The organism is Streptomyces buecherae (genome assembly GCF_014295035.1).
Lineage (GTDB): Bacteria > Actinomycetota > Actinomycetes > Streptomycetales > Streptomycetaceae > Streptomyces > Streptomyces youssoufiensis.
Genome location: NZ_CP060404.1, coordinates 8,194,463 through 8,215,039 on the forward strand (window position 1 = coordinate 8,194,463; position 20,577 = coordinate 8,215,039).

At 75.7% G+C, this 20,577-nt stretch carries 15 protein-coding genes and 1 pseudogene; 14 read left to right on the top strand and 2 right to left on the bottom strand.

Features of this window, described 5'->3' with window-relative positions; translation table 11 throughout:
• Positions 1–7 precede the first annotated feature (7 nt).
• The 3 genes from H7H31_RS32480 to H7H31_RS32490 all read left to right on the top strand — a co-directional run bounded on the left by H7H31_RS32480 (position 8) and on the right by H7H31_RS32490 (position 2,591).
• The gene (locus H7H31_RS32480; RefSeq protein WP_187062278.1) at positions 8–787 is read left to right on the top strand and encodes an NAD(P)-binding domain-containing protein; all 780 of its coding nucleotides are present in this window, start codon (positions 8–10) and stop codon (positions 785–787) included.
• Between the two features lie 146 nt (positions 788–933).
• Positions 934–1,737, top strand: coding sequence for a MerR family transcriptional regulator (locus H7H31_RS32485; protein WP_187062279.1), 804 nt, complete (start codon positions 934–936; stop codon positions 1,735–1,737).
• A complete protein-coding gene (locus tag H7H31_RS32490; protein WP_187062280.1) occupies positions 1,734–2,591 on the top strand; it encodes a hypothetical protein in 858 nt (285 codons plus the stop codon). The genes H7H31_RS32485 and H7H31_RS32490 overlap by 4 nt, the downstream gene beginning before the upstream one ends.
• A gap of 50 nt (positions 2,592–2,641) precedes the next feature.
• On the opposite strand, the gene H7H31_RS32495 is transcribed toward H7H31_RS32490, so the two are convergent.
• Both H7H31_RS32495 and H7H31_RS32500 read right to left on the bottom strand, forming a co-directional pair.
• Positions 2,642–4,120 (bottom strand): lipase maturation factor family protein, encoded by a 1,479-nt coding sequence (locus tag H7H31_RS32495; RefSeq protein ID WP_187062287.1) that lies wholly within the window; start codon positions 4,118–4,120, stop codon positions 2,642–2,644.
• Positions 4,121–4,245: 125 nt separating this feature from the next.
• Entirely contained in the window at positions 4,246–5,709 is a 1,464-nt protein-coding gene (locus H7H31_RS32500) for an alpha/beta hydrolase (RefSeq protein ID WP_187062281.1), read from the bottom strand.
• Positions 5,710–6,025: 316 nt separating this feature from the next.
• On the opposite strand from H7H31_RS32500, the gene H7H31_RS32505 reads away from it, so the two are divergent.
• The 11 genes and pseudogenes from H7H31_RS32505 (at position 6,026) to H7H31_RS32555 (ending at position 20,516) form a co-directional block, all read left to right on the top strand.
• Complete coding sequence (locus tag H7H31_RS32505) at positions 6,026–7,282, top strand: ATP-grasp domain-containing protein (RefSeq protein WP_187062282.1); 1,257 nt, start codon at positions 6,026–6,028, stop codon at positions 7,280–7,282.
• A complete protein-coding gene (locus tag H7H31_RS32510) occupies positions 7,279–8,103 on the top strand; it encodes a Rossmann-like domain-containing protein (RefSeq protein WP_187062283.1) in 825 nt (274 codons plus the stop codon). Before H7H31_RS32505 ends, H7H31_RS32510 begins: the two co-directional genes overlap by 4 nt.
• The gene (locus H7H31_RS32515) at positions 8,100–9,170 is read left to right on the top strand and encodes a PLP-dependent cysteine synthase family protein (protein ID WP_187062284.1); all 1,071 of its coding nucleotides are present in this window, start codon (positions 8,100–8,102) and stop codon (positions 9,168–9,170) included. The genes H7H31_RS32510 and H7H31_RS32515 overlap by 4 nt, the downstream gene beginning before the upstream one ends.
• Positions 9,167–10,258, top strand: coding sequence for an enolase C-terminal domain-like protein (locus H7H31_RS32520; protein ID WP_187062285.1), 1,092 nt, complete (start codon positions 9,167–9,169; stop codon positions 10,256–10,258). Before H7H31_RS32515 ends, H7H31_RS32520 begins: the two co-directional genes overlap by 4 nt.
• Before the next feature lie 418 nt (positions 10,259–10,676).
• A pseudogene (locus H7H31_RS32525) lies at positions 10,677–11,948 on the top strand (MFS transporter); the annotation flags it as partial.
• A gap of 248 nt (positions 11,949–12,196) precedes the next feature.
• Positions 12,197–13,138, top strand: a complete 942-nt coding sequence (locus H7H31_RS32530) for a class I SAM-dependent methyltransferase (protein WP_187118191.1) — start codon at positions 12,197–12,199, stop codon at positions 13,136–13,138.
• A 96-nt stretch (positions 13,139–13,234) separates the two neighbouring features.
• Positions 13,235–14,821 carry an ABC transporter substrate-binding protein gene (locus H7H31_RS32535; RefSeq protein ID WP_232110200.1) on the top strand — a complete coding sequence of 529 codons (1,587 nt, stop codon included), beginning with the start codon at positions 13,235–13,237 and terminating at the stop codon, positions 14,819–14,821.
• Positions 14,818–15,771, top strand: a complete 954-nt coding sequence (locus H7H31_RS32540) for an ABC transporter permease (protein WP_176160129.1) — start codon at positions 14,818–14,820, stop codon at positions 15,769–15,771. The genes H7H31_RS32535 and H7H31_RS32540 overlap by 4 nt, the downstream gene beginning before the upstream one ends.
• A gap of 119 nt (positions 15,772–15,890) precedes the next feature.
• Positions 15,891–16,787 carry an ABC transporter permease gene (locus H7H31_RS32545; protein WP_222624864.1) on the top strand — a complete coding sequence of 299 codons (897 nt, stop codon included), beginning with the start codon at positions 15,891–15,893 and terminating at the stop codon, positions 16,785–16,787.
• Positions 16,784–18,439 carry an ABC transporter ATP-binding protein gene (locus tag H7H31_RS32550; protein ID WP_232110201.1) on the top strand — a complete coding sequence of 552 codons (1,656 nt, stop codon included), beginning with the start codon at positions 16,784–16,786 and terminating at the stop codon, positions 18,437–18,439. Before H7H31_RS32545 ends, H7H31_RS32550 begins: the two co-directional genes overlap by 4 nt.
• Positions 18,440–18,566: 127 nt before the next feature.
• A complete protein-coding gene (locus H7H31_RS32555; protein ID WP_187061536.1) occupies positions 18,567–20,516 on the top strand; it encodes an ABC transporter ATP-binding protein in 1,950 nt (649 codons plus the stop codon).
• The last annotated feature ends 61 nt before the right edge of the window (positions 20,517–20,577 follow it).

Genomic DNA, 20,577 nt, shown 5'->3' on the forward strand with positions numbered 1-20,577 from the left:
GTCCACCATGGGAGAAGACACAGGGCGCGGCGTCGGCGTCATCGGAGTGGGCGAGATCGGCCGGGCCGTCGTCGAGGGCCTGCGCCACGGGGGCGGTGCCTCGCCGGAGATCCACCTCTCTCCCCGAGGGGCCCGCACCGCCGCCGACCTGGCCGAGCGTTTCGATGGCGTGCGGGTGTGCGCCTCCAACCAGGAGGTCCTTGACCGCTCCGACGTGGTGATCATCGCCGTACGCCGCCAGGACCACCACGAGGCACTGGCCGGGCTGACGATCGAGGACGACAGGACCGTGGTCAGCCTGATGGCCGGGGTCGCCGTCGACGACCTGCGCCGAACCCTGGCCACCGACGCCCCGATCGTCCGCGCCATCCCGCTGCCCGCCGCGCGCGAGCGCCGCTCCGTCACCGTGACCTACCCCGCGCACCCGGTCGTGGACTCCCTCTTCGAACGGCTGGGCGGAGCGCTCCCGGTCGCGGACGAGGACGCCTTCAACGTCTGCTCCGCGCTGACCGGAACCCTCACCGCCCACTACGCCTACCTCGCCACGCTCACCTCGTGGGCCACCGACCACGGCATTGCCCCGGACGCCGCCGACCGGTACGTGCGCGGCCTGTTCCGCGGCGTCGGCCGCTCGCTGGGCGACGAGACCCGTTCACTGTCCCAACTCGCCACCGACCACGAGACGCCCGGAGGGAACAACGAGCGCGTCCGCACCACCTGGTTCGACCCGGCCAACGCGACAGCCCTGACGAACGCCCTGGACGGGCTCCTCGCCGACCTCACGTAACCCGCCCAAGCCACCAGTCCGACCTGATCGCGGCCCCGGCGCGGTGTCCCGCACGTCCACGCGGGACACCGCACGCCGCGCGCGAGCGTCCCCCCGCTCCCGCCGGCGCTTGACCCTGTCGCAGCGACAACGTTTCTACTGGCGGTATGCGCATCGGAGAACTCGCCGGCGTAGCCGGCATCACCCCACGCGCCGTGCGGCACTACCACCGCATCGGCCTGCTGCCCGAGCCCCCTCGACACCCCAACGGATACCGGTCGTACTCGCTGCGCGACGCCGTCGAACTCGCGCGCATCCGCCGCCTGGTCGAACTCGGGCTGAGCCTGGACGAGGTGCGCGACGTCATCGCCGACGACGCCGGCCGCGAGCTGGCCGAGGTGTTGGCCGAACTCGACGCCGACCTGGCCCGCCAGGAGGAGGCCATCCGGCAGCGCCGCGCGCGCCTGGCGCAACTGCTGCGACAGGTCGAGGAGGGCGGCAGACTGCCCGCCGAGGCGCCGGTCTCACCGGCTCTGACCACCCTGTTCGACGAGATGGCCCGCGTCTCGGCCCAGATGCCGGGCCCGGAGCCCGCCATGGCGGCCAAGGAGCGCGAGTTACTGGCCCTGCTGGAGACCGCCGCCCCGGACGGCGCCGACCGCGGCTGGCTGGACGGCCTGATGGGGGCGCTGGGGTCCGATCCGGAGGCCGTCGCGCGGGCGTACGAGGTCTACGCGCGGTTCGACGAGTTGGCCCAGGCGCCCGAGGACGACCCCCGGGTGGAGGCGACGGCCCGTGCCGTCGTGGACTTCCTGCCGCCGGAGATCATCACGCACATGGCCGACGCGGGGGAGTGGGAGCCGGAGACCGCCGGCGACGGCTTCGCCGCGGCACTCTTCGCGGACCTGGCGCCGGCGCAGGCGGCGGCCGTGCGCGGTGCCATCCGGCTGCTCCAGGAGCGGGTCCGATGACCGGCCCGCCGGTGTTGCGCACGCTCGCGCGGTGGTCGGCGTCGGCGACGGCGCTCGGCGAACTGGCGCTGGTGCTGTGCCTGGCCTCCGGCACCCGCGTCCCGCCCGTGGTGCGGGCCGGTGTGGGGTTGGTGACGCTCGCCGCCGTGGTGGCCATGGCGACGCTCCTCGTGGTGGACTGCCGCCGCCACCGGCGCACCGGGTTGGGCTGGCGCCCCGCCGCCGTGGCCGCCGTCGCGGACGCGGTGCCGACGCTCGTGCGCCGGCTCGTCGCCCACGAGGCACGGCTGTTCACCAGCTCGCTGCGCTGGGTCACGCGCCGGGGGCCGCACGGCGTGCGCGCGGGTGACACGGCGCTCCCGTACGCGTCGGGGCAGGCGGCCGTCATGTACGGCCTCCTGTCCGTGAGCGTCGTGGAGACGGTGGCGCTCGCGTACCTCATCCCCTGGCCCCTGCTGCACACGATCACCCTGGTGGTGGACGTGTGGGGCGTGTACCTCGTCATCGCCCTGCACGCCTCCTGCGTCGTACGCCCGCACGTCATCGGCGCCGACGGCTCGCTGCGGCTGCGCTACGGGGTGCTGCTCGACATCCGCGTCCCCGCGGGGCACATCGCGGCCGTCCGCGTCGATCGCCGCTTCCCCGAGAGCGGACTGGCGGCCGTCGACGCGCACGGCGCCGCCGACCTCGCCGTGGCCAGCCAGGTGACCGTCACCGTGGAACTGCGGGAGCCGGTGGTCTTCGTACGGCCGCTGGGCGGGTCGGCGCGGGCCCGCGTCTTCCGCTTCCACGCCGACGACCCGGCGGCGGCCGTCGCCGCGCTCCGCGCCCGCGCGGCCCTCGACGCCGCCTGACGCCACCACCGCCCACCATCCCCCGCCCCGGGGACCCGTCCGCCGCGGGGTCAGGGCCCCTCGGGCGGCGGGGCGAACCCCGCGCGGCGGGCCGTGGAGGAGAGAGTTTCCAGCGTCACCGGCGGCAGGTAGGCGCCGGCGGGGGTGCGGTGCCACCACTGCCCCGTCTCGCGCAGCTCGCGCCAGGTGGTGAAGCGGTACGCGTAGCGCCTGGCCCGCACCTGGGCGGGCGGCGCGTCCGGGAACGGGTTGGTGCGCAGCAACCGCAGCGTCGCGCGGTCCCCCTCCAACAGCTTGCCGACCAACGCCGCGAACCACGGCCGGGCGAACGCGGGGGACATCGCGGCGAACCACATCATCCAGTCCAACCGCCGGTGGTACGGGGCGCACGGGCGCGGCACGCGTCGTGGATCACCCGGCTTGCCCTTGAACTCGTAGGCGCGCCACCGCGGTTCGGGAGTGCCGGGCGGGTCGTCGGTGCCCTCGATGACGACCTCGTGCCGGTGGCGGTTGACGCTGCCGAACGCGCCGTAGGCGCCGGCGATGTGGAACGGGTTGAACGAGGCGTTCATCCGCTGCCGCCTGGCGACCAGGTTACGGGCGGGCCAGTAGCTGAGCACCACCACCAACGCGGTCGCGGCCAGCACCAGCACGGTGAACCACAGCGGGGGATCGCCGCGCTCGGCCGGGTCGGACAGGGCCAGGAGGTCGCCGATCAGGTGGCCGTCGACGGCGGTCAGCGCGAGGGCGATGGTGATCCAGTTCAGCCAGGCGAAGTTGCCCGAGAGGACCAGCCAGAGCTGGGTGACGATGACGGCCAACGCGGCCCAGGTGGCCACGGGTTGCGGGGTGAACAGGGCGAACGGGACGACGAGCTGGGCGACGTGGTTGGCCGCCGTCTCCACCCGGTGCAGCGGCTTCGGCAACCGGTGGAAGAACCAGCTCAGCGGGCCCGGCATGGGCTGGGTCTCGTGGTGGTAGTCCAGGCAGGTCAGCTCGCGCCAGCAGCGGTCGCCACGCATCTTGATCAGGCCCGCGCCGAACTCGACCCGGAACAGCAGCCAGCGCACCAGCCACAGCACGAGCACCGGGGGACCGACGCGCGCGTTCCCCAGGAAGATGGCCAGGAAGCCGGCCTCGAGGAGCAGCGACTCCCAGCCGAACCCGTACCACGTCTGGCCGACGTTGACGATCGAGAGGTACAGCGCCCACAGCGCGGCCCACATCAGCACCCCGGCCCACAGCGGCACCGCGTCGGCGCAGCCCACCAGGACGGCCGCCGACAGCGCGACCCCGAACCAGGCGACGGCGGCGAAGCGGCGGTCGGAGTACGAGAGGTGGAAGAGGCTGGGCGCGGCGCGGAACGGCACCCGGGCCACGAACCGGGGGATGGGCGTGAGCCCGCGCTCGCCGAGCAGCGCCCGGAACTGGAGGGCCGCGGTCAGGAACGCCGTCAGATAGAGGGCGGCCAGGGCCCGTTGGAAGGCCAGCCGGCTCCACCAGTAGTCGTCCGCCGTGAACCACTCCATGCCTCGCTCCTCGCCCTGCTCGCCGCGGAAGTGGGCCATGCGTACCACCCGAGGGGCGGGCGGCGCCGCTTCCCGTGGGCGCCGCGTGTCGCCCGGGCCCGGGCGACACGCGGCGCGGCGGACGACTACCGCGCCTCGTGCTCCGGCAAACCGGCCCCCCGGCAGGTGACGTCGGCGGCGGGGAGATCGCCGGTGAGCAGGTACGCCGTCGTCGCGCGGTCCACGCACGGGTTGCCCCGGCTGGCGAAGACGCCGTGCGCATAGTCGTCCCGCAGGGTGACCAGCCGCGCGCCCGGCAGCCGGGCCGCCAACTGCCGGGCCCCCGCCAGCGGGGTGACCGGGTCGTGCTCGCTGGCGACCAGCAGCGCCGAAGCCGCTCGCGGACCGCCGAGCGGGGTGTGGTGGCGCGGCCGGTGGTGCCAGTACGCGCAGGCGCTGGCCTCCAGGCCGGTCACGAGCGGGTACGGGTCGAGCCGGCGCAGCCCGCGCAGGTCGGCGACCACCCGCCGCGGGCTGGGGCCCGGGCCGTCCGCGCACTTGACGACGCGGTTGGCCGCCTCGTAGTTGCGCGATGCCGCGTCGCCGAACGGCGCCGGCGGCCGCAGCTTGGCAACGTTGCCAGTGCGCAGGTAGTCGCGCAGCCCGTCGCCGAGCGGGGCCCAGCGCTCGGTGCGGCCGAGCGCCCGGTAGACGGTGCGGTCGAACTCGGCCGGGCCGAAGCCGTCCACCGGCCGGGCCGCGAGCCGCTCACGCGCCCGCGCGTACGCCGCCCGCACCTGGCCGGCGCTCTCGCCGAGCCCGTACCGGCGCGGGTCGCCGGCCAGCCAGCCGAAGAGCACCTCGCGCTGGCGCAGCAGCGCCGCGGCCTGTCGGACGTCGAAGTCGTGCCAACTCCACGGCCCGACAACGCTGTCCAGCACCATCCGGCCGGCGCGGTCCGGGAAGAGCGTCGCGTACGCCGCGCCCAGGTAACTGCCGTAGGAGACGCCGAGGAAGTGGGTGCGGGGCTCGCCGAGCGCGGCGCGGATGGCGTCCATGTCGCGCGCCGTCGCCTCGGTGGACAGCGCGCCGAGCGCCGCCGGGCCCGCGCCGTGGGCGCAGTCATCGGCCAGGTCGCGCAGCGCTGTGAGGTGGCGCCGCTCGCCGGCGGCGTCGGTCGGCAGCGGGTCGGCGCCCGGGCTGGCGAACAGGCCACCCATCGGGCCGCAGTCGGCGGGGGCGCTGTGGCCCACGCCGCGCGGGTCGAAGCCGACGACGTCGTACGCGCGGCGCACCTGCTCGGGGAGCTTGGCGCGCTTGGTCACGGCGTAGGGCAGTCCGGAGCCGCCCGGGCCGCCGGGGTTGACCAACAGGGCGCCGCGCCGCTCGGCGGCGGTGCCCGAGGCGCGGACCCTGGAGACGGCGATGTCGAGCGCGGGCCCGGTGGGGCGCTGCCAGTCCAGCGGTACCCGGACCGTGCCGCACTCGACCCGCTCGCCGGGCGGCGGGCTCGGCAGCGAGGCCGGGCACGGACCGAAGTCGATGGTGGGGCGTGGAGCGGCGCCGGAGCGGGACGCGGCATGCGCGGCTGACGGCGATATGGGCGACATGGGCGAGAGGGGAGACAGCGGCGATATGGGCGGTATGAGCGCGGCGATGCTGGCGGCGAGCGCGGCCGTGGTGGCGGCGCGTCGGGCGCGTGGCGGGGTGGTTCGGGTGCCCGTCGCGGCGGCCGGCGCCGCGGGTGTCGAGGTCGGGATGGCGGAGGGCATGGCGAAGCTCGCAATCGGAAGATCAGTGGTCCAGCTAGGTGACAATGAAAATGATTATCGATAGCGTGTGCTCTTGGTCAACCACGGCCCCGGCCGCCAAGGGGCTTCCCTTCGCGCGTCCGGACGCCCAAGTGCCCTGCCGAAAAGGAGAGTTGTGGGTCACCTTCTGATGATCGAAAGCTGGGTCGGGTCCATGAGCCGGCTGCTGCCGCGCGCCGTGCGGGAGAGCGGGCACGAGTTCACGTTCCTCACCCGTGACCTGCACCACTACCTGCGCAACGCCCCCGAGGGCGCCAGCCACCCGCTGCTCGGCGCGCGCAACGTCCTCACCTGGGACACCAACGACACCCAGGCGCTGCTCCCGCAGGTGGAGCGGCTGCACGCGGCGCTCGGCTTCGACGGCGTCATCACCTCGTGCGACTACTACCTCCCCGCGGTCGCCGAGGTCGCGGCCCGGCTCGGACTGCCCGGCGCGCCGCCCGGTGCCGTGGCGGACGCCTGCCGCAAGGACGCCACGCGGCGCGTGCTGCACGCCGCCGGCGTGCCGGGGCCACGGTTCGCCGTCTGTACCGACTGGGCCCAGGCCGCCGAGGCAGCCCGCGAGATCGGCTACCCGCTGGTCATCAAGCCCGTGGACCTGTGCGCCGGCATGTTCGTACGGCGCGTCGACGACGAGGGCGACCTCTCCCGCGCCTATCGGTCCCTCGCCGACTTCCCCGTCAACGCGCGCGGCCAGCGGCGCGCCCCGCAGGTGCTCCTCGAAGAACTCCTCGAAGGCCCCGAAGTCAGCGTGGAGACCGTCTCGTTCGACGGCAAGAGCCACGTCGTGGGCGTCACCGACAAGAGCGTCGGCGGGGCACCGGCGTTCATCGAGACGGGCCACATGTTCCCCGCCGCCCTCGACGCCGAGGCCACCACCGCCGCCGCGAGCACCGCCCAGGACGCGCTCGCCGCGCTCGGCCTCGACCACGTCGTGGCGCACACCGAGATCAAGCTCACCGCCCACGGCCCCCGGGTCGTGGAGGTCAACCCCCGGCCCGCGGGCAACCGCATCACCGAACTCGTACGCCACGTCACCGGCATCGACCTCGCCGCGGCCTTCGTGGACGTCGCCCTGGGCAACACGCCCGACCTCGCCGCACGCGACACCGGCCTGGAGAGCGCCGCCATCGGCTTCCTCGTACCGGAGACCGCGGGCGTCCTGGAGGCCATCGAGGGCGCCGACGGCCTCGCCGAGCGCCCGGGCGTCCTGGAGGCCCAACTCGCCGGGCCGGGCGCCACGGTGAAGGCGGCCGGCAGCAACAACGAGTACCTCGGCCACGTCATGGCCGCCGACCCCACCGGCGGCGGCGCCCGCGCCCGGGTCGAGGAACTGCTCGGGGCGCTGCGCCCGCGGGTGGCGACCCGATGAGCACCGCCCTCGGCACCGCCACCGGATACGCCGACCTGCTGCGCCGGGTGCGAGCCGGCGAACTCGGCCCCGACCCCGCGGGCCAGCGGGTCTCCGTCGCCTTCAGCACCAGCCAGGCCGTACGGCACGAGGGCCGCGGCGGCGGGTACCGCAACGAGGTGCTCAGCCTGCGCCTGGCCGAGGCCGTCGGCTCCTGCGCGGTGGAGCCGGGCACACTGCCGCCCGCCGCGCTCGACGACTGTATCGGCGCCGACGTCGCCACCCTGCTCACCCACCCGCTGCCCGCCGTGCGGGTCGCCGCGCTCGACGCGTACCTGCTGCACGCCCTGCCGCACCACACGGCCAGCGGCGCCCGCCCCTACCCGCTGCCCGCCGGCAGCTCGCTGCACAAGTCGCGGGCCCGCGCCCGCGCCGTCACCGCCCTGCTCGAACCGGCCCGCCCGCGGCGGGTGCTGGTCATCGGCGTCGTCAACTCGCTGCTCGAGGCGTTGCGGGAGCGCGGCATCGGCTACCTGCCCTGCGACCTCAAGGGCGGCAGCACCGAGTGGGGCGAGCCCGTCAGCACGGACGCGGCGGCCGAGCTGGAGCGCTGCGACGCCATCCTGGCATCCGGCATGACCCTCGGCAACGGCACCTTCGAGGAGTTGCGCGCACACGCCGCGCGTCACGACAAGCCCCTGGTGATGTTCGCCCAGACCGGCAGCGCCATCCTGCCCCGGCTGATCGGCGCGGGCGTCAGCGCCGTGTGCGCCGAGCCGTACCCGTTCTTCTGGCTCGACGGCGGCCCCGGCGTCATCTACCGCTACGGGGGCCCCCGTTGACGACCACCGCGCTCGCGCCCACCGCGAGCCACGAACTCCTCGCCCTGCTCGGCCGCACCCCGCTCGCCCGCGTCACCGCCCCGCTGCCCCACCCGCACCCCGGCTTCTGGGCCAAGCTCGAAGGGCTCGGCGCCGGCGGCATGAAGGCGCGGGCCGCCGTCGCCATGCTGCTCGGCGCCCGCGAACGCGGCGAGCTCGTGCCCGGCGCGCCCGTGGTGGAGTCCACGTCGGGCACCCTCGGCATCGGCCTGGCCTTCGCCGGGCAGGCGCTCGGCCACCCCGTCGTCCTCGTCTGCGACGACGAACTCGAACCGGCCATGCGCCAGTTGCTCCGCGCCCACGGCGCCCGCCTGGAGATCGTCGACCACCCGGCGCCGCACGGCGGCTGGCAAGCCGCCCGCATCCGCCGGCTGCGCGAACTGCTGGCCGCGCTGCCCGGCGCGTACTGGCCCGACCAGTACAACAACCCCGACAACGTCGCCGGCTACGCCTCGCTGGCCGCCGAACTCGCCGTCCAACTCGACCACCTGGACATCCTGGTGTGCAGCGTGGGCACCGGCGGCCACAGCGCCGGCATCATCGGGCCGCTGCGCCGCCACTGGCCGGCGCTGCGGCTGATCGGCGTGGACGCCACCGGCTCCACCATCTTCGGGCAGCCCGCCAGGGCGCGCCTGATGCGCGGCCTGGGCAGCAGCATCCACCCGCGCAACGTGGCCTACCACGCCTTCGACGAGGTGCACTGGGTGGGCCCGGCCGAGTCCGTCCACGCCTGCCGCCGGCTCGCCAGGACCAGCTTCGTCAGCGGCGGCTGGAGCACCGGGGCCGTCGCGCTGGTCGCGGCCTGGGCCGCCCGCGTGCACCCGGGGGCGGTCGTCGCCACCGTCTTCCCCGACGGCCCACACCGCTACCTCGGCAGCGTCTTCGATGACGCCTTCACCGCGGCCCACGGCATCGACCCGGACCGCGCCGCCACCCGGCCCGTGGAGATACCGCACCCGCGCGCCGCGGAGGCCGCCGGCTGGGCGCGCTGCACCACGGTCATCGACCCCCTGGAGGGCACCCCATGAAGACCACCCTGCGCACCACCCGGCTGCGGCTCGCCGAACCCCTGCGCATCTCCCGCTCGGTCATGGACGCCCGCGACGCGGTGTGGCTGACCATCGAGCACCGCGGCCTGCGCGGCCACGGCGAGGTGGTGGCCAGCGTCTACTTCGGCCTCGACGCCGACACCATCGGGCACCTGCTGACCGACGCCGGGCTCGACCTCGCGCGCCACCCCGACCCGGAGTCCGCGCTCGGCGCCCTGCGCGCCGGCGAGCTACCCGCCGACGGGACGCCGCCCGCCGTGGTCGCCGCCGTCGAGGCGGCCCTGCTCGACCTCGTGGGCAAGCGCGCCGGGGCGCCGGCCCACCACCTGATCGGCACGCTCACCCCGCCGGCCGCCGCGACCGCCCGTACCATCGGCATCACCACCGCCGTCAGCGCGGCCGTGCGCGCCCGGTGCCTGGCCGACAGCGGGTTCCGCAGCATCAAGGTCAAGGTGGGCGCGGCCGACCCGGAGGCCGACCTGGAGCGGGTACGCGTCATCCGGGCCGAGGCCCCCGGCCTGCGGCTGCTGCTCGACCCCAACGGGGCCTGGACGGTGGCCGAGACGCGCGCGCTGTTGCCCCGGTACGCCGCACTCGGCGTCGAGGCCGTCGAGCAGCCCATCGCCCCCGGCACCCCGGACGACCTCGCGGCCATCGCCGCCGACTCGCCGTTGCCCATCATCGCCGACGAGGACGCGGTCAGCATCGAGGACGTGCGCCGCCTCGCGGGGCGGGTCCAGGGCGTCAACGTCAAGCTCGCCAAGTGCGGCGGCGTGCACGCCGCGCTGCGCATCGGCGAACTCATCGCCGGCACCGGCACCGCGCTCATGCTCGGCTGCCTCACCGCCAGCTCCCTCGGCATCGCGCCCGCCGTGCACCTGGCCGACCGGGCCCGCTGGGTCGACCTGGACGGACACCTCCTCCTCGCCCACGACCCGTGGACGGGCATCGGCGGCACCGACGGCACCGTCCGCGCCAGCGCCCACGCGGGCCTAGGCGTGCGCCCCACGCGCCCGGTCGGGCCCGAGCCCCGCCCGGCCCAGGCGCCGCCCCGACTCCGGACGTGACGGGCCGGCCGCCGGCCAGCGGGCTCACCCGCACCGGCGGCCGGACGGGGCCGGACGAGACGGCAGCGGCGGCGCCCCGCGCGGCGGCCGGCTCGGCGGTACGCGGCGCGGGGTCGCCGGCCGGCCCGGGCCCCGTTCGCCCGCGCCGCACGCCGCCCGGCCGCGCGGGGGCCGCGGCGTCCGGTACGTGAACCCGCCCCGGCCGGAGCGGGTTCGGCCGCGCGGCGGCGGCACGCGTGGTGGCGGCGCACGAGCGGTGTGTCGCACCCCACCGCCGCGCGGCCGGCGGCCCCGCTCCGGCCGGTCGGTCGAGGCGCCAGCGTCCGGCCTGACTCGGCGCGGCCCACCCGCCCCGTACCCGCGAACCACCAGCCCGCGCGCTCCGTGAACCCACCCCCACCAAGGAAGAGAGCATGCCGTGAAGACCTGGCGCGCGATGCGCGGCTTCCCGTTGGCCATCCGCCTGCTGCTGGTCAACCAGCTCGGCGTGAACACCGGCTTCTACCTGCTCATCCCCTACCTCGCCACGCACCTCAGCGAGGACCTCGGGATGTCCGCCGCGGTGGTCGGCATCGTGCTGGGCGTGCGCAACCTCAGCCAGCAGGGGCTGTTCATCATCGGCGGGTCGGCCGCCGACCGGCTCGGCGCCCGTGGCGTGATCATCGCCGGTTGTGGGCTGCGCACGCTGGGGTTCGCGCTCTTCGCGCTCGGCGACGGGCTGCCGGTCCTGCTGGCCGCCTCCGTACTGAGCGGGCTGGCGGGCGCGCTGTTCAACCCGGCCGTACGCGCCTACCTGGCCCAGGAGGCGGGGGAGCGGAAGGCCGAGGCGTTCGCGCTGTTCAACGTGTTCGCCACCACCGGCGCGCTGGTCGGGCCGCTGCTCGGCAGCGCCCTGCTGCTGGTCGACTTCCGGGCCTCGGCGCTCACCGCCGCCGCCATCTTCGCGCTGCTCACCGCCGCCCAGGCCGTGGTGCTCCCCGCCCGCCCGGTGCCGCCGGCCCGCACCAGCGTGCTCGGCGACTGGCGCGAGGTCGTCTCGCACCGCGCCTTCCTCGCCTTCTCCCTCGCCATGGTCGGCATGTTCGCCATGGAGAACCAGCTCTACCTGCTGCTGCCCGACAGCGCGCGGCGCGCCAGCGGTTGGGAGGGCGCCGCGGGGTTGGTCTTCCTCGTCGGCACGGTGGCCAACCTGGCCCTGCAGATGCGCATCACCGGGCGGCTCGGGCAGCGGGGCGCGCGGCCACGCTGGATCGCCTGCGGGCTGGCCGTGATGAGCCTGGGGTTCGTGCCGCCGCTCGTGGTGGCCGGGCGCGGCGCGCCCGAGGGCGCGTTGGCGGCGGGCCTGGCCCTGCTGCCGGTGCTCGCCGGGGCGCTGCTGCTCTACCTCGGTGCCATGGTCGCGCAGCCGTTCGTGATGGAGCTGATACCGCAGTTCGGCCGCGCCCACCTGACCGGCACCTACTTCGGCGTCTTCTACGTCGTCTCCGGCATCGCGGCGGCCCTGGGCAACACGGCCGTGGGCTGGGCGATGGACGCCGGCGAGCGGGGCGGCGCCCACTGGCTGCCCTGGGTGTGCTGCCTCGGCTTCGGCCTGGCGTCGGCCAGCGGCGTGGCTTGGCTGCACCGGCTGCGCGCCCTGCCCACCCCGGCCGGCGGCCCCGGCGCCCCCGCCGCCGAGCCACCCGACGCCACCCGCGCCGAGCGCCCCGCCGCCCCGCACGCCACCGCGTCCCCGAAGCGGCCCGCCGGCCAGGCCGCGCCCCACGCCGACCGGGCCAACGCGCCCGCCCCGGCCCGGCGCCCCGCCACCGACCCAGCCACCCCGGCCCCGGCCGCGCCCACCCCGGCCCGGCGATCCGCCACCCGAGCCCACCCCGCGGGCGCCGCCGCGAGGCGACGCGCCGCCGGCCCCAGCGACGACCCGACGGGAGCAGCCCGATGACCGACCCCACCCCGACGCACCCAGCCGCCGACCACCAGCCGGCCACCCCCCTGCCCGCCGCCCCGCCGCCCACGCCACAGCCACCGACGCCCCACGCGACCACCGCCGCTCCGGCGTCCGTCAACCCCGGCCCGCCCGCGCCCGCGTCGGACAGCGGCAACCTGCTCACCGACAACCCCGAGCTGTACGAGGCGCGCTTCCCCGACCCGCACGGCCTCGCGGCCCGCTGGGTGGAGGCGACCCTGCGGGCGTACGGCGCCGGGCCGCGCGTCCTCGACCTCGGCTGCGGCACCGGCCGGGACGCGGCCCACCTGCACGCGGCGGGCCGCCGCGTCGTGGGGGCCGACCTGTCCCAGGCGATGCTGACGCACGCCAGGCGGCACTACCCCGGGCCCACCTACGTCGCCGCCGACCTGCGCGGCTTCGACTTCGGCCCGGGCGCCTTCGACGCGATCACCTGCCTGGACAGCGCCCTGCTGTACTGCCACACCGGCCAGGACCTCGACGGACTGCTCGCCTCCTGCCGGCGCGCGCTCGCCCCCGGCGGGCTGCTCGTGGCCGAGCTGCGCAACGGGGCGTTCTTCCTGGGCAACACCGAACTCCTGGACGCCCCGACGCACTCCACCCTGACCTGGCAGGGCGTCAGCTACACCGCGCTCACCACGCTCTGGCTCGACCGCGCCGCCCAACTGCTGCGCCGGCGCCGGGTGTGGACCGCGGACGACGGTTCGCCGCCCATCACCCAGCACTCCGCGTGGCGGCTGCTGTTCCCACAGGAGCTGCGCCACCTGCTGGCCGCGCACGGCTTCCGCGTACGGGAGCTGCACGACGGCCCGGGGCCGCGCACCGAGCCCGCGTGGCACGAGGACGCGCCGGCGCCGCGCGGCACGGCCGACGGCGACCGGCTGCACCTGGTCGCCGAGCGCGAGGCCGACTGACACCCGCCACCCCCCCGTCCCCCGGCGCGGCCCATGCCGCCGCACCGCCAGCCGCCCCCCACGTTCCGCGCCCGTTCCCCGCACAAGGAGTCTCCCGTGACCGCATCCGCTCACCCCGACCGCGCCTTCCCCGCCCTGCGGAGGCGCGGGTTCCTCGCCGCCGGCGCCGCGGCCGGCCTCGGCACCCTCGCCCTGACCGGCTGTGGCGGCGGTACCGAGGACGCCGGCGCCGCCGGCGGGGACGGCAAGCCCCGGCGCGGCGGCCGGCTGCGCGCGGCGTTCGCCGGTGGCGGCGCGGCCGAGACGCTCGACCCGCACCTGAGCAACCTGTTCGCCGACGCCGCCCGCGCCAAGGCCCTGTACGACAAGCTCGCCGACTGCGGGGCCGACATGTCGGCCAAGCCCCGCCTCGCCGCCTCCTGGGAGCCGGGCCCCCGGCTCGACCGCTGGAAGATCACCCTGCGCGAGGCCACCTTCCACGACGGCAAGCCGGTCACCGCCGAAGACGTGCTCTACAGCTACCGCCGCATCGCCGACCCGCGAAAGACCTACCGGGCCAAGGCGTCCCTGGAACCCATCGACCTGAGGGCGAGCCGCGCCCTGGACGCGCGCACCGTCGAGTTCCGCCTCAAGCGCCCCACCGCCGAGTTCCCCAACGTGCTGGCCGCGTTCGGCGCGTACGTCATACCCCGCGACACCGAGCGGTTCGACCGGCCGGTCGGCTCCGGCCCCTTCCGCTTCGTCTCCTTCGCCCCCGGCCGCTCGTGCACCGTGCGCCGCTATGACGACTACTGGGACGGCGCCCCCTACCTGGACGAGCTGCGGTTCGTCATCGCCAACGAGGAGTCCGCGCGGATCAACGCGCTGCTCGGCGGGCAGATCGAGTACGCGCACGAGCTCAACCCCGCCACCGCGCGCGCCCACGAGAACCGGGGCCAGATCGCCATCGTGCGGCTGCGCAACAGCGCCATGCAGGCGTTCGCGATGAAGACCGACCGCGCGCCGTTCGACGACCCGCGGGTGCGCCAGGCGTTCTTCCTCATCGCCGACCGCCAGGAGCTGGTGGACGGCGCGCTGTCGGGGGCCGGCGAGATCGGCAACGACCTGTTCGGCAAGGGGTACCAGTACTACGCGGCCGACCTGCCGCAGCGCGCACAGGACCTGGACCGGGCCCGGCACCTGCTCAAGCAGGCCGGCGCCGAGGACCTGCGGGTCACCCTGGACACCTCGGAGGTGGCCGCCGGATTCACCGAGGCCGCCGGCATCTTCCGCGACCAGGCGGCCAAGGCCGGCGTCACCGTGAAGGTCAGGTCCGGCAGCAAGGACACCTACTGGAGCGACGTCCTGAACTCCGGCACCCTGTGCTGCTACCGCTCGGGCGCCATGCCCATCGAGTCGCACATCTCGCAACGGCTGCTCACCGACTCCTCCACCAATGCCACGCACTGGCGCCACCGAGACTTCGACGCCCAGTACCAGCAGGCCCAGTCCACCAAGGACCCGCGGGCCCGCGCCGGCGTCTACGAGCGCATGCAGCGCCGCCTGCACGCCGAGGGCGGCTTCCTGGTGTGGGGCTTCGCCGACTGGATCGTCGGCACCGCCAAGAAGGTGGCCGGCGTGCGCTCCGGCGCGCCCGCCAACACGCTGGACTGGGCCCGCTTCGACAAGGTGTGGCTGCGATGAACTCGCTCCGCTCCTGGCTCGCCCGACGGCTGCTGCTCGGCCTCGCGCAGACCGTGGCCGTGGTGCTGCTGGTCTTCGCGCTCACCGAGGCGCTGCCGGGCGACGCCGCCGTCGCGCTGGCCGGCGACGACCCGGACCCGCGGCGCATCGAGCAGATCCGCGCGGCGATGGACCTCGACCGGCCCGCCCTGGAGCGGCTGGCGGACTGGACCGGCGGGCTGCTCCACGGCGACTTCGGCACCTCGCTGGCGTCCGGCCGACCCGTCGCCGACTACCTCTCCGCCGGCTTCGGGCCCACGCTGCTGCTCGCGGCGCTCACGGTGGCGCTGCTGGTCCCGATCTCGGTCGGGCTCGGCGTGCTCGCCGCCCGCCGCGAGGGCGGCGCCCTCGACCGGCTCATCAGCTCGGTGACGCTGGGCGTGTACGCGGTGCCGGAGTTCGCGTTCGGCGTGCTCCTGGTCACCGTCTTCGCGCTGCGCCTGGACTGGCTGCCACCGACCGCGGTCGGGTACGGCACCGACCTGCTGGCCCACCCCGCCGTCCTGGTGCTGCCGGTCCTCGTGCTGCTGTCGCGACCGGTGTGCTCCATCAGCCGGCTGGTCCGCGCCGGCATGATCGACGCGCTGGCCGCCCCGTACGCCGCGCAGGCCCGCCGCTACGGGGTCAGCGGGGCCCGCGTGTGCTACGCCCACGCGCTGCCGAACGCCGTGGCGCCCGCGGCCCAACAACTCGCCCGTACCGTCGACTGGTTGCTGTGCGGCGTCATCGTCGTGGAGGCGCTGTTCATCATCCCCGGGCTCGGCACGGTGCTCATCGACGCGGTCGCCGCCCGCGACGTGCCGGTGGTGCAGGGCCTCGCGGTGATCTTCGGCCTGCTCGCGGTGGTGCTCAACCTCGCCGCCGACCTGGTCGCGCACCGCTTCGCCCCGCGCACGGGGGTGGCCGCGTGAACCCGACCGACCCCCGCACCCCGGCCGCCCCGACCCTCCCGCGTGCCAGTACCCCACCGGAGCCGACGCCCGGCGCGCCGCGCCGGCGCCGGCCCTCGCCCGGCAGGTTCGCGCTCGGCCTGCTCGTCCTCGCCCCGCCGCTGCTGCTCGCCCTGTTCGGGCCGCTGTTCGCGGGCGACCCGGGGGAGCGGGGCGTGTCCTTCACCGCCGGCGACGGGCACTGGCTCGGCACCGACTTCGTCGGCCGCGACGTGTGGCGACAGGTGCTGCTCGGCGGCCACTCGGTGGTGCTCGTCGCGCTGTCGGCGACGCTCCTGTCCTACGTCGTCGCCCTGCCGATCGGCCTCACCGCGGCCCTGACCCGCCGCGGCTGGCTGGAGGAGGTGCTGATGCGCCCGCTGGACGTGCTGCTCGCCGTGCCGTCGCTGCTCCTCGTGCTCCTCGTCGCCGCCGTCTACAGCCCGGGCACGCTGGGCCTGGTGCTGCTGGTGGCGCTGGTCAACATCCCGGACGCGGCCCGCATGGTCCGCGCTTCGGCGGCGGAGGCGGCCTCCCGCCCGGCCGTGGAGGCGCTGCGGATGCAGGGCGAGAGCTGGTGGCGGATCGCGGTGGGGTACGTCGGCCGCGCCACCCGGCGCACCCTGGTCGCCGACGCGGGCGTGCGCCTGACGGGCGTGCTCTACCTGGTGGCCACCGCCGCGTTCCTCGGTGTGGGCGTCGCCCCCGACGCCGCCGACTGGGCCGTGATGGTCGACCGCAACCGCACCGGCCTCTTCCTCCAGCCGTGGGCCGTGGTGGTGCCCGCGCTGCTGATCGTGGGCCTGTCGATGGGCACCAACCTGCTCTTCGACGCCGCCCTCGCGCCCCGCGCCGACCGCCGGGCCCGCACCCGCCCACCGACCCGGCGTCGCCTGGTCCGCCTGATTCGCCCGCGCGCCGGCGCCCCGGACGAGGCCCGCCCCGTATCCGCTCAGCGCTCCACGCGCCCCGCCGAGGGAGAGGAGAAGCGCCGGTGAACGCCGACGTGCCGGCCGTTGCCGAAGTGAGGGACCTGCGGATCGAGGTGGCGGGCCGGACCCTGGTGGACGGCGTGAGCCTGCGCGCCCGGCCCGGCCGGGTGACCGCGCTGGTCGGCGCCTCCGGCAGCGGCAAGACCACCACCGGCCTGGCCCTGCTCGGCAGCTATCCGACGGGCGCCGTCGTCAGCGGCGAGGTCCGGGTCGCCGACGGGCTCGCCGGTTACGTGCCCCAGCACCCGGCGGCCGTGCTCAACCCGGCCCGGCGCGTGGGCGCGCTGCTCACCGACATCGCCCGCCGCCAGGTGCGCGACCTGCCGCGCGGGCAGCGGCGGGCCGCCGCACGCGAGCGGGTGCTCGGCGCGCTGGCCGCGGCCCACGTCGCCGACGGCCCGGAGACCGTCGGGCGCTACCCGCACCAGCTCTCGGGCGGGCAGCAACAGCGCGTCGTACTGGCCCAGGCGCTCCTCCTCGGCGCGCGCGTCATCGTCGCCGACGAGCCCACCACGGGGCAGGACGCGCTGACCAAGCGCCGGGTGGTGGCCGAACTCGCGGCCGTGGCCCGGCGCGGCATCGCGCTCGTCCTGCTCAGCCACGACCTGGAGGTGGTGCGCGAACTGGCCGACGACATCCTGGTGTTGCGCGCCGGCCAGATCGTCGAAGAGGGCCCCGCCGACCGCCTCCTGACCGAGCCCCGACATCCGTGGACCCGACAGCTCCTGGCCCCGCCACCGACCCCCGCCCACGACAACCCGCGCGCCGCGCCACCCACCGCCCGCGCGGGCACGGACGACGCGGGGCCGCACCGCGCGACCCCGCCCGCTGCCGAGGGCCTGGTCGTACGGGACCTCACCGCACGGCACCGCGCCGGCGGACGCCGGGGCGGTGTCGCCGTCGTGCGCGGCGCCGACCTCGCGGTGGCCCCGGGCGAGTCCCTGGCCCTGGTCGGCCGGTCCGGCAGCGGCAAGACCACGCTGGCCCGCTGCGTGGCCGGGCTGCACCGCGACGTCACGGGCCGGGTGCTGCTGGACGGCGCGACGCTGCCGCCCAGCCTGCGGGACCGCTCCCGGGCCGAACTGGCCGCCGTGCAGTACGTGTTCCAGGACGCCCGGGCCGCCTTCGACGCGTACCGCCCCGTACTCGACCAGGTGGCGCGCACCGCCGTACGGCTGCGCGGCGCCACGCCCGGCGCGGCGCGCGGGCAGGCCACGGCGACGCTCGCCGCCACCGGCCTGAGCGAGGAGTTGGCCGCGCGACGGCCGGAACAGCTTTCCGGCGGGGAGTTGCAGCGCGCGGCGCTGGCCCGGGCCCTGCTCGCCCGGCCACGGGTGCTGCTGTGCGACGAGGTCACCTCGGGGCTCGACGCCGTCACCCGGCACGGCATCCTGCGCCTCCTCACCACGCTGCTGCGCGACCGCGCTGACCTGGCGCTGATCCTGATCACGCACGACCTGGAGACGGCCGCGCTCGCCCACCGCGTGGCCGTGCTCGACGCGGGCGAGATCGTCGAACAGGGCACGGCCCGCCAGGTCCTCACGGCGCCCCGCCACCCCTTCACGGCCTCGCTCGTGAGAGCCAGCGAGCCGCAGGCGCCCGGCGCCGGGGCCGAGCCCGGGGGCACTGTCGCCGCGGACCAGCCCGTGCCGCCGTGAGGGTGGGCGGGCGCACGGGAAGCGGTCCGGCGGTCCGAGGTGTTGACTTAAACAATTGTTGAAGTCATACGTTCATCTCGAACCGCCGGTCAGGCGGTGCGCCACCCATCGAGGAGAGCCAAGCCCCATGGACATGGAAGTCACCGCCTGGACATCGCTCCACCACGCGATGAACGCCAAGAACGACAAGCGCCCCTTCTCCAGGGCCGCCCTGCGCCGCATCGCGCGTTTCGCCAGGCCACACCGCCCGCAGATCGTCAGGTTCCTGGTGCTGAGCGTCGTCACCGCCGCGCTCGCGGTCGCCACGCCGGTCGTCGCCGGCTGGGTGGTCAACGCCATCGTGGACGGCGACGCGGTACGCAAGGTCGTCGGCCTCGCCGCGCTGATCGCCGGCATCGCGGTGGCCGAGGCCGGCCTCGGCCTCACCCAACGGTGGTTCTCGGCCCGCATCGGCGAGGGCCTCATCCTCGACCTGCGCCGGGCCGTCTACGACCACGTGCAGCGGCTGCCCGTCGCCTTCTTCACCCGCACCCGCACCGGCGCGCTCGTCAGCCGGCTCAACAACGACGTGATCGGCGCCCAACGCGCCTTCAGCGACACCCTCTCGGGCGTGGTGAGCAACGTCGTCACGCTGCTGCTGACGCTCGGCGTGATGCTCAGCCTCTCCTGGCAGATTACCCTGCTGGCGCTGGTCCTGCTGCCGATCTTCGTGCTGCCGGCCCGCCGGATGGGCGCCCGACTGGCCCGGCTCCAGCGCGAGGCCGCGACCCACAACGCCGCGATGAGCACCCAGATGACCGAGCGGTTCTCGGCGCCCGGCGCCACGCTGGTCAAGCTGTTCGGCCGCCCGGACGACGAGTCGGCGGAGTTCGCCGCGCGGGCCAGCCGGGTGCGGGACATCGGGGTGCGCAGCGCGATGGTCCAGACGGTGTTCATGACCGCCCTGACCATGGTCTCGGCCCTGGCCCTCGCCCTGGTCTACGGGCTCGGCGGCTACTACGCGCTGCGCGGCAGCCTGGACGCCGGCGCCGTCGTCGCCCTCGCCCTGCTGCTGACCCGCCTGTACGCCCCGCTGACCGCGCTGGCCAGCGCCCGGGTGGAGATCATGAGCGCCATGGTCAGCTTCGAGCGGGTCTTCGAGGTGCTCGACCTGGAGCCGCTGATCACCGAGAAGCCGGACGCCCGCACGGTCTCCCCGGGCCCGGTCTCCGTCGAGTTCGACGCCGTCGACTTCGGCTACCCCTCCGCCGACAAGGTCTCCCTCGCCTCGCTCGAAGAGGTCGCCACGCTCGACACCCGAGGCGGCGAGCAGGTGCTGCACCAGGTCTCCTTCCGCGCCGAGCCCGGCCAGATGGTCGCCCTGGTCGGCTCCTCCGGCGCGGGCAAGTCCACCATCGCCCAACTCCTGCCCCGGCTGTACGACGCGGACGCCGGCGCGGTGCGCGTCGACGGCGTCGACGTACGGGACCTGACCGCCGCGTCCGTCCGCGAGACCATCGGCATGGTCACCCAGGACGGCCACCTCTTCCACGAGTCCATCCGCGCCAACCTGCTCCTCGCCCGCCCCGACGCCACCGACGAGCAGGTGTGGGAGGTGCTGCGCCGGGCCCGGCTGGACGGGCTGATCGCGGCGCTGCCCGACGGGCTCGACACCATCGTCGGCGAGCGCGGCTACCGGCTCTCCGGCGGCGAGCGGCAACGCCTGACCATCGCCCGGCTGCTGTTGGCCAGGCCGCAGGTGGTCATCCTCGACGAGGCCACCGCGCACCTGGACTCCACGTCGGAGGCGGCCGTGCAGGAGGCCCTGGCCGAGGCGCTGGAGGGCCGGACCGCCGTGGTCATCGCCCACCGGCTGTCCACGGTGCGCGCCGCCGACCTGATCCTCGTCATCGAGGAGGGCCGGGTCGTCGAGCGGGGCACCCACACCGAACTGCTGGCCCAGCACGGCCGGTACGAGCAGCTCTACCGCACCCAGTTCGCCGACACCGACACCGAAGCCGTGGCCGTGGCCGCCGACGGACCGACCACGCCGGCGGGCCCCGACGCGGCCGAGCCGCTGGCCACGGCGGCCCCGTGAGCGCCCGGCCCCGCCCGCCGCGCGGGCCACGGTCGCGTGGCCCGCGCGGTCGGCCCCACGA

What these genes read in the sequence shown, in the direction of transcription:
- H7H31_RS32540 (WP_176160129.1), top strand. Translation starts at nt 14,818, where the DNA reads ATGAACTCGCTCCGCTCCTGGCTCGCCCGACGGCTGCTGCTCGGCCTC.
- H7H31_RS32480 (WP_187062278.1), top strand. Translation starts at nt 8, where the DNA reads ATGGGAGAAGACACAGGGCGCGGCGTCGGCGTCATCGGAGTGGGCGAG.
- H7H31_RS32520 (WP_187062285.1), top strand. Translation starts at nt 9,167, where the DNA reads ATGAAGACCACCCTGCGCACCACCCGGCTGCGGCTCGCCGAACCCCTG.
- H7H31_RS32510 (WP_187062283.1), top strand. Translation starts at nt 7,279, where the DNA reads ATGAGCACCGCCCTCGGCACCGCCACCGGATACGCCGACCTGCTGCGC.
- H7H31_RS32530 (WP_187118191.1), top strand. Translation starts at nt 12,197, where the DNA reads ATGACCGACCCCACCCCGACGCACCCAGCCGCCGACCACCAGCCGGCC.
- H7H31_RS32485 (WP_187062279.1), top strand. Translation starts at nt 934, where the DNA reads ATGCGCATCGGAGAACTCGCCGGCGTAGCCGGCATCACCCCACGCGCC.
- H7H31_RS32495 (WP_187062287.1), bottom strand. Translation starts at nt 4,120, where the DNA reads ATGGAGTGGTTCACGGCGGACGACTACTGGTGGAGCCGGCTGGCCTTC.
- H7H31_RS32490 (WP_187062280.1), top strand. Translation starts at nt 1,734, where the DNA reads ATGACCGGCCCGCCGGTGTTGCGCACGCTCGCGCGGTGGTCGGCGTCG.
- H7H31_RS32500 (WP_187062281.1), bottom strand. Translation starts at nt 5,709, where the DNA reads ATGTCGCCCATATCGCCGTCAGCCGCGCATGCCGCGTCCCGCTCCGGC.
- H7H31_RS32555 (WP_187061536.1), top strand. Translation starts at nt 18,567, where the DNA reads ATGGACATGGAAGTCACCGCCTGGACATCGCTCCACCACGCGATGAAC.